The organism is Paenibacillus tritici (assembly GCF_013204885.1).
Taxonomy (GTDB): domain Bacteria; phylum Bacillota; class Bacilli; order Paenibacillales; family Paenibacillaceae; genus Paenibacillus_AQ; species Paenibacillus_AQ tritici.
In genome coordinates, this window is sequence record NZ_JABMKX010000014.1 from 118,561 (window position 1) to 131,960 (window position 13,400).

The window sequence follows — 13,400 nt, forward strand, 5'->3', positions numbered from 1 at the left end:
GCCACGCCAACCAAACAAAGGGCCTCCCAATCATCCGAAGATGACCGAGAAGCCCCTTATTTCATTCAATTAATCATCAGAACGGCCAGCCCGGAAAGCCTCCCCCACCCGGGAAGCCTCCGCCCCCGTCGTCAGCGTAGTCACCCAGAATCATTTCATAGGTTACGTTCTGTGCAGGCATGGGGAGGGAACGCACGTAGATACTTTCGATCTCCGGCCCTCCATCTATGGCTCTCCAGCCAAGAACCTTGCGATAGGCATAGGTGCTTCTCGCCGGAATGCTGAACTCCGCGCCGTACCGGTAGGTCTCTTCAAATAATACTTCCTGTTGTCCAGTATCCGGATCAGTAGCCATGAACTTCGCTGTATAGACATTTCTGTCATAATACAATTTCAGTACAAGGCTGCCGTCCTCCTTCACGGTTCCGGTGGTTACATTCAGACTGGACCCGGCATCGAACGTGAAGCCCTCAATGCCGTATACCGCTGCCGTTACAGTCTCATGTTCAAGACCTAAATGCTCCGTTGTGGTATAGAGCGTATAGTCGTCATCAATGCGAACACCTCTAACGTAATGCTCCACTTTGTACTTCGCTTTCCAAATCGCTGTATAGGTTACATCCTGTGCGGGCATTTCTTTTTTGATCTCATCCGCAGCCCAGCCTTCCCAGCCCATGAATTCAAAGCCTTCACGAGTCGGATTATTCGGTTTTCCATATAGGTAACTTTGAGCTGTATAGATGACGTAGCTGCCGCCTACCATACTGCCGCCGCCACTGCTAATATCTTGTTCCGTCAGGCTGCCGCCGTTCAGATCAAAGGCTGCATCGTACAGCTTCTCGTAATAGAGGTTCAAGCCTGTTGAAGATACTTGCTCCGGATTCGTATACATAATATACGGTGACTGGTCTGGAATTACAGATGTCTCTGTTTGCAGCATGTACTCCGTTCGGGCCAGCAGGTCTTCCTTAGAAGCGTCATACGTACTCCAGGCAGGAACCGATATAATTTCGCTGCCAAGCTTAGTGAATTCCGATTCCAGATCATTTCTTGTATAATAATTAACCTTCAGATCTATATTCGCAATTTCAAAAATAGCCTGATACGTCCTGGCATCCAAAGGAACGGTTGCATCTATATTCTCCCACTCTAAGAAGGTTAGCCCTGGAAGAGCCGGATACGGCGGGTCCAGGATAGCTCCTGGCCGATACTCTCTGACCTCTGGACTCACTCCAAAAGGCAGTCCCAATCGGGATAGATAATCGTACGCGAAGGTTAATGCAGTATTTCCGCGTTCATAATAATACTTAATCACCGTTGTTCCATACGCGTTAATCTTGATCTCTTGCTTCTGCGGTGAACGATACCCCCAAATATCCATGGGTTCATATTCAGCTACGCTGTCTGTTGTCCCTCTGTACTTCTCTGCTGAATGAAGACTGTATTGCCCGGTATAGATATTCTGAGTGTAGCTCTCCACCAGGTACGGTGTATCCGTCTTTGGTGACCACTTCGCCCACAGTAAGGTCGTGTTTGCAGGCATTTTGGCAGGAATGGTTACCGACACTGAGGCATTCACATCATCGTACCAGCCTGTGAAATGGTATCCGACTCTAACCGGATCAGGCTGTTTCGGGATATCGGAGTTATACTCCCCCCAGATTCTAGTAATGACTTTGGATTGCGAAGGCGGATTCACTACGCGATCATAGGACAACAGGTTCATGCTGTAGCTTGATCTAAGATCATCATAATGCAGATTAATCTTACGGCTAAGCGGTTCAGAGTTGAAGCTTCCGAACGGCGATCTCCAGGCAATGGTCATTACCGTGTCTACACCCGTAGGTTCGAAATTACCCACGAGCACTCTGCGCTTCAATGGATCATAGTAGAAGTTCGCATTCGAGAATGAAATATCGAAATACTGATCAACCTGATGATACACCTGGTTCTCTACTTCACCTTCGTGAAGATCCATATAGCTCATCTCCAGGAAGTGATCATCCAGCGGGAAGATATAGTCATTCCCCTTCAGCTTAACATCCTGTACATCGTCTTGATCATAGGCAAAGTCAATCACCACATAACGTGAACCTATGGTCAGCAGCGGGAATTCATAGGATGTTGAGAATGGCACGACGGAGAAGGTTCCCTTGAACGCCTGGGCGATAACCTTAACATCCAGATACAGCCCGATCTCTACATTGATGGCCCCGGCAGCATTGGAGGTGGCGGCTTTGCCTTGGGTCTGGCTATATTGGTAGTAGAAGAATCCCCATAGCTTAATATAGCCGCCCATCTCTACCTGAACCCCGATACTATTGAGGGAGGTAGATAATGCACCCACGGCCACCTCTAACCGTATCCCCGCCCGGAGCCCCAGCTCACCCATGGCGTAGAACGTGAAGTCATACTTTTCCGGTACCAGGGTGGATTTCGAATTGCCCACACTTCCTGCCAATAGCCGGATGTTATAGCTGTACCGCTGGCCGTTCTCATAGGTGTAGATGATCCCCAGCGAGACATTGACCTTGGCACTCACCACAAAATCCGCCCTGAACGTTACTTCAATCAGTCCCGCCACTACGCGGAAGCTGACCTTCAGCAGATTCTGCTCTACAATATCCACCCAGTCATTGTCGTTCTCCAGCATGGCCTGGTACAGATCAGGTAAGGAATTGGAGATCGCATCAATCTCCTGATCATCGAGATCTTCCGCTTCCTCCATAATCTTCTTGAGCTGCTTGGCAATATTCTCAACACTGTCGTCATTCCAATCCGGCTCTTCCTCTTGCTCGAACAATCCGATGTTGGCATCGAACTGAACCGCCGTGTAGGTGAACACATCAATGTTAGCGTTGATCGTGTAATCTGCCGGATAGGGGATGAACCAGGCTTTTTTCCAGAAAATCTCCCCGCTCGCGGATATACCTACGGATAATTCCTGCTCGAATACACCCGTCAGCTTGATCTTGATTTCATTCTCATCATCCACTTCGATCGAGACCTCGGCCGTAATCTCTATAGATGCGCGAACTCCGCTCTTGCCCTTGAAGTGGCTTAAGTCTGTGCCGATGTTGACCTTGATATCCTCCAACTCCACCTCTACCTTCGAGCCGGCTACCTTCATCTGCATGGTACCTGTATCCTCAAGGGAGGATAGGTACTGGATATCCTTCTCTTCAACCTGCAGATCTCCGCTAAGATCCTTGAAGCTATCCGTTTCCAGCGCCATCGCCGCCAGATATCCGGCAGCCTGCTCCACAAAACCGCTATCCATCGCCTTCTGCCGCATCTGTGCTTCGAGCTTCGGAATTTCACTCTCAGGAATCAGGTCTTTACTATCAATATCCTGCTTCTTGTAATAATCAAGTGATCTTAGCATGTCATCCTCGGTTGCAATCGTATACGAGATCGTATACACACCGTTCGTCAGATTCACACCCGTAATTAATGCATAGTCTGTTAGCTTAGCCGCATCACTACCCCATTCGCCCTGATAGAACGAGATATAGTCACCGGCTTCAATGACAAGCTGCTCATCATACTCAAATTCAGCATACTTGCTGTCTGTGTAATCCATATCGGCTGCAGGAACGGTGATAGAGAGATTGCCCGGATCACCATCCGTATCTGCAAGAACATTGACAGGAAGCACATCCGGGATGAATAGAATATCTTCGATCTCAGGAGCGCCATAATGATATTCATGTCCTGTAACCGAACGGATTTTGACATAAGACAGGTCATTATCATCTGATGCATCCAGCCGCTGATTCGGGTGCGTCCCTTGATAGATAATCACGGTATCCCCGACCTCAATATCGTTGCCCTCGTAGATGAAGTAGCCATTCTCATAATTAACAGGAGAGCTGCTGCGTTCTTCCGGGCTGGCCTCCAGCTGGTACAGGGAGTTGGGAATGAACTCTGCGCTTTGCCCATCCTGACTCATCATGGAGATATCCGCTGCGGCTACATATACAACGTCAGACTTATATTGGAGGTTATTCACCTCAGCTTTGGCTGTTGTGACTACTAACTCTCTAGTCGATGAGTCCTGTAGGGTTGTTCCGTCTTTGAAAAGAAGTGATTCATTGGTCAGGTTGAACTGGAACGTTCCCCCCTCTGGATAAGCGCCCTTCTCGTTGTTGGCTCTAACCGTGAATTCACCCTTGCTTCCAGTGACCGCAATTCCTGTCTCCTCCGCGAAGGGGGAATGCGAAGTAGAGCTGAAGGTAACAGCGTTCTTAACCTCACCTGCCGTTAATGTGCCGGAAGGGTCTACTACCTTAATCGTGAACGTGCTTGGCTGTTCAAGCTTCGTGATCGTAGGAACACTTTGCGTCAGCAGTCCAAGCTCCGGTAATTTCTCATATTTCGCATACAGCGTCATATTCCGGGTGACCACTGCATCTGGTTTCACTTCTTCCGTAAGCGCACTATCTGTATACCACCCAAGGAAGCGATGGTCTGCTCTGGAGGCTGCCGGAAGCACGCCAAGCTTGTCTCCCTTACCAACGTTCTTGCTGCCTATCTCCTTGCCACCGTTGGTATTGAAAGTAATTGTGTAATATGTACCTGGTGAAGTGGCCTGCGGGGATGTAGGACTAGGTGCTGGTCCCGACCCTGACCCTGACACTGGTGCTGACGTTGAACCCGGTGTTGGTGCTGGTGTTGGTGTTGATCCTGGGGTTAGTGCTGGTGTGGGTCGTGCTGCTCTTTGCTTGCTCACAATCTCATGACTGCGCATTAAGAAAGAAGCTGCCTCTGCACGGGTGGCATTCGCAGCAGGATTGAAATTGCCTTTCGCATCGCCTTTGATGAGGCCTGCCTGCCATAGCTTAGTAATCGCATCAGCAGCCCAAGGAGAACCCTTAGCTAAGTCGTTAGGCTTCGAGCTGATTGTAGAATCGGGAGGATAAGGAATCGTAAGTGTGTCGAGAAACCGGACGGTAAATGTAGCCATCTGCTCTCTGGTTAACGTGGCCTCTGGTGAGAAGCTATTTGTGCCTGTACCACTTGTAATTCCGCTCTCCACTGCCCAAGCTACATAGGGTGCATACCATGAGCCTGCCTGGACATCTGCAAATGCCGCTTCTGTATACTGGGTTACATCCACTTGTGCGATACGTCCAAGTACCGTTACGAACATAGCACGGGTCATCGTGCCCTGGGGAGTGAAGTGGTCCTTGCCAGTCCCCTTAAACAATCCGTTCTGCTGCACATAGTTGACCGCATTATAGAACCAGTCGGACGGCTTAACATCACTGAAGCTGAGGGTAGTATTCGCTTGATTCGAGATGCTTGCCTTCGCTGAGCTGATTCCCGGGGGGATGATGGATACCAATAAAAACACGGCCAGCATGAAACTAATGATACGCTTGTACAAGTTATGCCTCCTCTTTCGGGTGCTTTCCTCCTTGCAAAAGCAGCCTGGAAATATGACAAATTTCGACGGTTTGTCTCCTTAAATTGGATTCTATCATAGTAATTTAGCCCTTAAATGAAACTTAAAGAAAACTTTAAACTCTGCTATTTCACACAGTTTTCTTCAATGATGCTATCATGAAGAGAATCAGCTTATGCTGGCGAATTTTGTAGATTGGGGTCGGCTTCATGATGAGGGGTATGCTAAGATTCGTTTCCCGTAATATCTGGTTTCAACTCGCTGTTGCCGTTGTTATCGGTATGGCCGTAAGCTATGCCATCGTGCCTGGATCGCCAGGCGTCCCCAAGCATCAAAGCAAAGAAGGCATTCTGGATCTAACGCAGGACTCTATGGGTAAGAATCCGCAGAAGTTACAAGGAGAATGGGAATTCTACTGGCAAGAGCTGCTCTCGCCGGAGGATATACGGAACCGTATGGCAGCAGGGGAACAGGTGGATAGATATATCAACATCCCCGGCTCCTGGCTGGGGTACAAGCTGGAGGAGCAAGAGCTGGAGGGGCAAGGCTTCGCAACCTTTCGGCTGGCTATTCAGCTTAATGAGCAGGACAGGAATGAGCGGCTGGCGCTGCGGCTGCCTACTATTTTTCATGCGTATAAATTATGGGTGAACGGAGAACTGCTGGCAGAAGTCGGTGAGGTGGGTCAGGACAAGCACGGCATGACTCCGCGTCTGGCTACGAAGCTGGTATTCTTCCAGCCCGAAGGCGACACGGTAGAGCTGGTTATGCAAGTGGCGAACTTCCATCACAACCGGGGCGGCATCACCAAGGATATAGAGCTGGGCGGCAGTAACGTGCTAACGGTCAAGACTCATCTGAAGATTGCTTCAGATATGTTCATCACCGCAAGCCTGCTGGTAATTGGCGTGTATCATCTGCTGCTCTACATCCTGCGGCGCAAGGACAGGGCGCCGCTGTACTTCGGTCTGTTCACCGTGATGTTCGGTATCCGCTCCCTGCTGAACGGCGAGCTGATGCTTACCCAATGGCTTCCCCGTTTCCCGTGGGAATTGCAGTTCAAGATCGAATATCTGATTCTTTGCCTCGGCGGATGGATCATCACTATGTATTTCGAATGCATTTTCCCGGATGTGGTGTCACGGTGGTTCCGCCATGGCAGCCGGATCGTAACCGGCATACTCTGTGTGGTTATAGTGGTAACCCCCGCCATCCTCTATTCAAGAATGCTGCTGCTGATCGGTGTGATCGTTGTTCTGCATATGGTGTATCTGATGGTTGGGCTGGCTGCGGCGGCCATGCGGCGGATGGAGGGGGCGCTGATCTTCCTGCTCGTATCAGTGGTTGCTCTGGTTACGGTGATCAACGATTTCCTGTATTACAACGAATGGTCACGAATCGGAAATACCTCTCCGTTCGGGCTGCTGGTATTCACGATCGCCCAGATGATGCTGCTGTCTTCCAGATTTACGAGGGCGGCAACGAACGAAGAGCGGATTGCCCGGGAGCTGCAGGAAGCCAATACCAAGCTGACCGAGATGAATGCCAATCTGGAGCAGCTCGTGCTGGAGCGCACACATGCCTTATCCGCAGCTCACGAAGACCTCCGCATGTCGTACGAGCGGTTACTTCACTCCGAGCAAGGCAGGAAGAAGCTGCTGGCCTACATTACACATGATCTGCGTATGCCGCTGTCCAGTATGCTCGGTTATGTCGAGGCGGTAATGGACAGGGTGAAGCCGGAACGCAATGAACAATACCTGATGTATATCCGGGATAACACGGTGAGGATTAACCGCATGATCGGGGAGCTGAGCTTCTTGTCGCATCTGGAGACGGGGCAAGTAGAGTACCGGATGGAGCCGGTTCCTGTGGTACACTTCCTGCGTGGTTTCTATGAACAATATGAGCTGGTTGTGCGTGACGCGGGGCTTGATTTCAACCTGGTGATCGGAAATACGGAGAATCATGGACCTGGCTTGCCCGTTGTAGAGATGGATACGCAAAGATTAGACCAGGCGCTATTCAATCTGGTATCGAACGCAATGAAGTTCACCTCCAGTGGAGGAGTGGTGCGTCTTGCCCTAACTGTGGACAAGGTGCAAGATACCCGCTGTGCGATCATTAGCGTACAAGACTCTGGTACAGGCATTCCCCCTGAGCAGCTGGAGCAGATCTTCGACCGCAATTACAGGGTTGACCGGCCGGGCATGGACATGGGCGTAGAGGGCAGCGGGCTTGGGCTGGCGATTTGCAGGGAAATCGTCCAAGCGCATGGCGGGACGGTCCGGGCGGAGAGTGACGGGAAGACGGGGTCGATATTCTATGTATCGCTGCCTTTGTATTTCAGCAGCAGGAAGGTGACGGAGTGATGGACACATACACAATTATGATCGTCGATGACGATCCCCATATCTGTGAGATTGTTCAGGCGTACTGTGAGCGTGAAGGCTTCATAGCCTCGTATTGCCACAGCGGGACAGAAGCCATGCTGCTGCTGGCATCGCTTAACCCGGATCTGATTGTTCTGGATGTCCTGCTGGCCAATGAGAACGGCATTGACTGGTGCAGGGACGCACGCAAACACACGAATGCGCCGATTGTGTTCCTGAGCAGCCATGAGGAGGACGAGGTGAAGATCAGCGCCTTATCCTATGGCGGCGACGATTATGTGACCAAGCCGTTCAGTCCGGGGGTCCTCATGGCCAAAATCAAGGCCCACCTTCGCAGAGTGTCCACTGGCAGAAGGGAACAACTGCTAGAGCTGCCGGGGCTGACGCTGGATTTCTACGCACAGTCCGTCAATATGGACAGCAGAACCATCTTTTTATCCAAAAAAGAGTTCAGTCTGCTATCCTATATGGCACAGAACGTGAATCATGTCGTCACTGTCGATACGCTGTTCCATCTCATCTGGGGCATGAAGAGTCTGGAGGATACTCGAACGGTCGCTGTCCACATCAGTAATCTACGCAAAAAAATCGAGGCCGACCCTGTCCATCCGGAGCGAATCATTACGGTCCGGGGAGCCGGATATATGCTGGTGGCCGGCAAGCGTTGAATATAGCAAACAGCTCCAAGGACAGTGAATGTCAGTGGAGCTGTTCAGGCTGATCTATTCGATATACACTCACAGCGTCCACCGGCGCAGCTCATAGAAATACTGCACCACCGGATGCTTCAGCCTCATCTTCTCGGACATGCCTATAATCCGCTTCTTCCCGACTCTCCGATCCACCAAGGCCAGGATATTGAGTACCATATCATTACTCTCCAGGCTCTCCTCAATAGGAGTGGTCAGGAACTGATTCGCCACCACGATGAAATTCGATTTAGTGAGCGCAGCCTGCGCTGCCATTAGCTCTTTGGCGTGCTCTGTGCTTAAGCGGCTTCGGGCCATGACGATCAGGCGATCCTCAGGGATTGGCCCCTTGGCCGTTTGTCTGACGGCTTCAATGTCGTCATCGGTGACAGGAATCCGGATACCCGGATCATTCCTGATGTCCAGCTCAGATGCATACCACCTGATCGTGTTCGTTTTATCTCCCAAGTTGAGTACGTTCTTCTTATCCACCGAGATGTAACAGATCCCTGATTTATCCGCAAAATAACGGTACCCCGGCGCGCGGTATTCTACCCTTCCCTGTAACGCAGGACTGAGAAAGCCCTCCAGCTGTTGCTTCAATTTGCTCCAAGACATATGATCCCACCTTCCCTAACCCAACAGAGGACCGGCTTGCCGGCTCCGGGCTTGGTTTGCCCTGCCCCATCAGCCGATCCTCACTTCTATAACTTACCCGGTAAACGGACTCTCCGGCAACCCAAGTGCTGTACGTAACAGGTTCAGGTTGGCGTTGTGCGGATTGGCCCGGTATTGCCTATATTCTCTTCTCCTACAGTCAACGAATCAGTAAACCGAGTTTAGCAACGACATCTGAAAGTATGCTCTGTGGTACTTTGCAGATGAACGCTGCCTGCTGGAACTGCCAATCAAGACTCTTTACCTGATCGGCAAGGATAACCCCTTCGATGGGCAGATCCTGCGGAATGACCACTTCAAACGGGTAGCCTTTGGGCTTAGACGTTACCGGACAGAGCAAAGACAACCCCACCTTCCCATTATAAGAAGCAGGGGACACGACCAAGGCCGGGCGTTTACCCGCCTGTTCATGCCCTGCTTGCGGGTTGAACTGCAGCCATACCAAGTCACCCCGATCTGGCACATACCCGCGCGTTACCATGCTTCCCGTCCTTCTTGCCCGCCTGTAGAGACCTCATTATGGATATTATCCAGGGTAACCTTGGATAGGATTTCGTCCAGTGTAGCCGACTTCGGCTTGATGATAAGATGCCCCTCTTCGACATCAAGATCGACTTCGGAGCCCTCCTCAATACCGACCTTCAGCGCAAGGGATTTGGGAATACGAATACCTAAGCTGTTCCCCCATTTTTGAACCTGAAACATAGAACCGCCTCCCAAAATGTATATACAAAGTGTAAACAAAATTCTTTTAGAAGTCAAATCACTATGGAGAGGAACGACCTCAATCCTTATACGGATCGAACTCATTCGCTCCCGCCATACATACACCGACCGGCTTCAGTACATGCATGACCTCAATCGTCCCAGAGTGCGCATCCAGTACCTCTTGCAGCTTCCGGTATACAAAAGGACTCTCGTCCGTGCCTGCGCCGCGCAGCTCAACACCGAAATCGCGAACCGCTCCGAGCATTTGCGCTGTCGAGATTTGGCCGCCGCTGCGGGTGCGGGTTTTCCAGTTCATTCGGCCTGCCGCCTGGGTCCGGCTCATAATCCGCCCCGCCCCATGAACGGTGCTGTAGTAAGCATCCTTGTTCTCCGCACTGTCCTTGCCCTTAACGATTACCGATATATCCCCCATACTGCCGCCAATGAACCCGACCTGACCCGGTGCAGACGGGGTCGCCCCTTTGCGGACAATGACGACTTCCTTGCCGTTATGGGTTTCTTTCCAGGCATAGTTATGATGGTTATGCACTTCGAGATCCGCTTCCGTTCCCAGGATGGCTAAGACCTGCCGGATCACATATTCCCTGCCCGCATAGGCGTAGCGTCCCGCCAGCTTCATCGCTCTGTAATACATATCGCCCAGCTCACTGCTGAGATCCAGCAGAACGGGCGGTTGGTCCATCTTTTCACCGGGGGCGTTAGCAAGAAAGTCTCTGCCCGCAGCCAGGTTAAGGAACCCGCTCGCTGTCTTGTGCCCGAACCCTCTGCTTCCGAAATGATTGGCAATCCACACCCGGCCGTCTCCGGCTTCTTCCAGCAGGTCTACGAAGTGGTTACCGCTGCCGACCGTGCCCAGCTGACTCTGGGCCAGAGCCTTCAGCTTGTCGTGCTCCACTCTGCCGACTGCCTTGAACACATCCCAATCCGGGTCATCGAACAGCTCATGATCCACCCGCTCATTATTGACACGGCCGACTCCGAAGGAGATTCTGCGGGCAATCTCGTCCATGATTCCTGAGAGCCTCGGCCGGAGCTCAGCCATGGTCAAGCGGGTCCGCACCGCCTTGTTCCCGCAGCCAATATCATAACCCACGCCTGACGGAGAGATTTGCCCATCGTACACGACCACCCCGCCAATGGGCTGACTGTAGCCTTTATGATGATCTGCCATGAGCAGGGTTTGCACCACATTCCCGTTCTCCGCACACATACGGGCCTGCACCAGCGCGCCGTCGTCCGGCTTCCCCCACACCCGCACGCCGTCTATTGTTGTATAAGCCATAATTATTCATCCTCCTATGGATCGGGATATCACAAACTTCTGCCTCTATAGTCGCTTAATTGGAGCGCAAAGTACATGGCGGAAGTATTACAACTGGGTAGATATAACAAAATAGACCGCCCTATCCAAGGAGTCGGTCTATTTACAATTAGGCAGCTTCAGCGCATCATCATTTTGTATTATCCCCAAGCCCGTCCGCCCCGTCCGGCTCCCTACTCCCAAACGCATCGAGCAGCGCCCGCACTTCACCGGTAGACTTGGTGTTCATTAGATTATTCCTTAGTTCACTGGCCCCGCGGAAGCCGCGGACGTAGATTTTGAAGAACCGCTGTAGCGGGCTGAATGAACGTGGTGCCTGTCCTGAGTATTGATCGTAGAGATCCAGATGCAGCCGCAGCAGATCAAGCAGCTCTTCGCTGGTATGCTCCCTCGGCTCCTGCTCGAACGCGAACGGATTCTGAAAAATCCCGCGCCCGATCATAATCCCGTCCACTCCGTACTCTTCAGCCAGTCTTAGGCCGGTCTGCCGGTCCGGGATATCCCCGTTAATGGTCAGCAGGGTATGCGGGGCCACCTCATCGCGAAGCTTCTTGATCTCCGGGATCAGCTCCCAGTGGGCATCCACCTTGCTCATCTCCTCACGGGTGCGCAGATGGATGGACAGATTCACAATATCCTGCTGCAAAATATGGGTTAACCAGCCCCGCCATTCGTCAACGCTGCTGAACCCGAGCCGGGTCTTGACACTGACGGGCAGTCCTCCGGCCTTCGCCGCCTGGATGATCTCCGCTGCGAGTTCGGGACGGCAGATCAGGCCGCTGCCCTTCCCGTTCTCCGCCACATTCGCTACTGGACAGCCCATATTAAGGTCGATGCCCCGGAAGCCTTCCTCGGCCATCCCAATGCTCATCCGGCGGAAGTATTCCGGCTTGTCTCCCCAGATATGAGCCACAATCGGCTGTTCATCCTCCGTATAAGTCAGACGCCCTCGCACCGCATGGTGCCCCTCCGGGTGACAATAGCTCTCTGAATTCGCAAACTCCGTAAAAAACACATCCGGTCTGCCCGCCGCGCTTACCACATGGCGAAACACAACATCCGTCACATCCTCCATCGGCGCCAGTATAAAAAACGGCCGTGGCAAATCACGCCAAAAATTGTTCGTCATATCCAAAACCTCTCTATGATGATCAGGACAACTCTTTGTCCCTTAGTAGAATAACTAACCTGTAACCCAGATTATATCATAAGCCCCAAAGAAGTGACTCCCCTAATAGATCCCAAAAACATATGTCTGAATTGCCCATAGCTGGCAAGCCCCCCAGCGGCTACGCTTAATGTGCTGGACAACGCTTAAGGGAGGATGCAAGAAATGTATGAGCACCATAGACAGACACTGGAGAAGCTGGTGGAGAAGCTGGAGCAGAATCCATCCTGTCTGGCGGTAATCACCAGTGGATCAGTAGCCCAAGGAACCGCCAAGGAGACCTCGGATGTGGATGTTCACCTGGTATTCACCGATGATTCCTATGCAGAGTATGAACGGAAGCATCTGCTGTCCTACGTGGACCGTGAGGTCAGCACCTATGAAGGCGGATATGCCGATATCAAAGTGGTCAACCTCCGGTTTGTGGAGCTGGCCGCCGAGCGGGGCAACGAGCCTACGCGATATGCTTTTACCGGGTCGGAGGTTGTATTCTCCAGAATCCCGGAGCTGGGCGAATGGGTCGCCCGGATTCCCGTCTATCCCGAGGAGAACAGGGAGCGCAATCTGCGGGACTTCTGCGCCCAGATCTTCATGTTCGCCTTCTATTTCGCCCAGAAGGCGGCCCGGAAGAACGACGCCTTCCTGCTCGCCCACACCGCCAGCAGTCTGGTCTTCTTCAGCGGCAGAATGATCCTGGCTTATAACCGGATGCTCTTTCCAAGCCACAAGGGGCTACTGGACGCCGTTGAGGCTGCGGAAGCTAAGCCGCAGGACTTCCGCAAGCTCGCCACAGAGCTGCTGCAGTCGCCAGGTGCCAATAAGTGCAAGCGCTTCGCCGCAAAGGTGCTGGACTTCTATTCTCACGGTCTTTCCTTCGAGCAGGCCCTGGGAATTTATGTGCAAGCCAGTGAGCGCTCCTGGATGGAGCAGCCTCCTTCCTTGCAGGACAGATAACAGGACAGATTATATGAGACAGCGACTCTCCGGTTTCCGGGAGTCGCTGTTGTCATTTGTA

9 protein-coding genes are annotated in these 13,400 nt (G+C 52.0%); 3 read left to right on the forward strand and 6 right to left on the reverse strand.

The features are described from left to right. Window positions 1-76: 76 nt before the first annotated feature. Entirely contained in the window at window positions 77-5,389 is a 5,313-nt protein-coding gene (locus HQN87_RS23940) for an S-layer homology domain-containing protein (protein ID WP_173138437.1), read from the reverse strand. Window positions 5,390-5,628: 239 nt separating this feature from the next. Between HQN87_RS23940 and HQN87_RS23945 the strand changes: the two genes are divergently transcribed. Then, window positions 5,629-7,779, forward strand: a complete 2,151-nt coding sequence (locus HQN87_RS23945) for a sensor histidine kinase (RefSeq protein WP_254075636.1) — start codon at window positions 5,629-5,631, stop codon at window positions 7,777-7,779. Further along, a complete protein-coding gene (locus HQN87_RS23950; protein ID WP_173138441.1) occupies window positions 7,779-8,468 on the forward strand; it encodes a response regulator transcription factor in 690 nt (229 codons plus the stop codon). The genes HQN87_RS23945 and HQN87_RS23950 overlap by 1 nt, the downstream gene beginning before the upstream one ends. A gap of 69 nt (window positions 8,469-8,537) precedes the next feature. Here HQN87_RS23950 and HQN87_RS23955 read toward each other — a convergent pair whose 3' ends face one another. The 5 genes from HQN87_RS23955 to HQN87_RS23975 all read right to left on the reverse strand — a co-directional run bounded on the left by HQN87_RS23955 (window position 8,538) and on the right by HQN87_RS23975 (window position 12,346). After that, window positions 8,538-9,107, reverse strand: coding sequence for an SF0329 family protein (locus HQN87_RS23955; protein ID WP_173138443.1), 570 nt, complete (start codon window positions 9,105-9,107; stop codon window positions 8,538-8,540). Between the two features lie 199 nt (window positions 9,108-9,306). Further along, entirely contained in the window at window positions 9,307-9,648 is a 342-nt protein-coding gene (gene mazF, locus HQN87_RS23960) for an endoribonuclease MazF (protein WP_173138445.1), read from the reverse strand. Then, window positions 9,642-9,872 (reverse strand): AbrB/MazE/SpoVT family DNA-binding domain-containing protein, encoded by a 231-nt coding sequence (locus HQN87_RS23965; protein ID WP_173138447.1) that lies wholly within the window; start codon window positions 9,870-9,872, stop codon window positions 9,642-9,644. Before HQN87_RS23965 ends, mazF begins: the two co-directional genes overlap by 7 nt. Before the next feature lie 79 nt (window positions 9,873-9,951). Beyond that, window positions 9,952-11,178, reverse strand: coding sequence for an RtcB family protein (locus HQN87_RS23970; RefSeq protein ID WP_173138449.1), 1,227 nt, complete (start codon window positions 11,176-11,178; stop codon window positions 9,952-9,954). 169 nt (window positions 11,179-11,347) lie between these two features. Further along, entirely contained in the window at window positions 11,348-12,346 is a 999-nt protein-coding gene (locus tag HQN87_RS23975; RefSeq protein WP_173138450.1) for a tRNA dihydrouridine synthase, read from the reverse strand. A 204-nt stretch (window positions 12,347-12,550) separates the two neighbouring features. On the opposite strand from HQN87_RS23975, the gene HQN87_RS23980 reads away from it, so the two are divergent. Next, on the forward strand, window positions 12,551-13,339 hold the full coding sequence (locus HQN87_RS23980) for a nucleotidyltransferase domain-containing protein (protein WP_173138452.1): 789 nt from the start codon (window positions 12,551-12,553) through the stop codon (window positions 13,337-13,339). Window positions 13,340-13,400 lie beyond the last annotated feature (61 nt).

Coding starts and splice junctions, on each gene's coding strand:
- HQN87_RS23950 (WP_173138441.1), top strand. CDS start 7,779: ATGGACACATACACAATTATGATCGTCGATGACGATCCCCATATCTGT.
- HQN87_RS23980 (WP_173138452.1), top strand. CDS start 12,551: ATGTATGAGCACCATAGACAGACACTGGAGAAGCTGGTGGAGAAGCTG.
- HQN87_RS23965 (WP_173138447.1), bottom strand. CDS start 9,872: ATGTTTCAGGTTCAAAAATGGGGGAACAGCTTAGGTATTCGTATTCCC.
- HQN87_RS23955 (WP_173138443.1), bottom strand. CDS start 9,107: ATGTCTTGGAGCAAATTGAAGCAACAGCTGGAGGGCTTTCTCAGTCCT.
- HQN87_RS23970 (WP_173138449.1), bottom strand. CDS start 11,178: ATGGCTTATACAACAATAGACGGCGTGCGGGTGTGGGGGAAGCCGGAC.
- HQN87_RS23945 (WP_254075636.1), top strand. CDS start 5,629: ATGCTAAGATTCGTTTCCCGTAATATCTGGTTTCAACTCGCTGTTGCC.
- HQN87_RS23975 (WP_173138450.1), bottom strand. CDS start 12,346: ATGACGAACAATTTTTGGCGTGATTTGCCACGGCCGTTTTTTATACTG.
- mazF (WP_173138445.1), bottom strand. CDS start 9,648: ATGGTAACGCGCGGGTATGTGCCAGATCGGGGTGACTTGGTATGGCTG.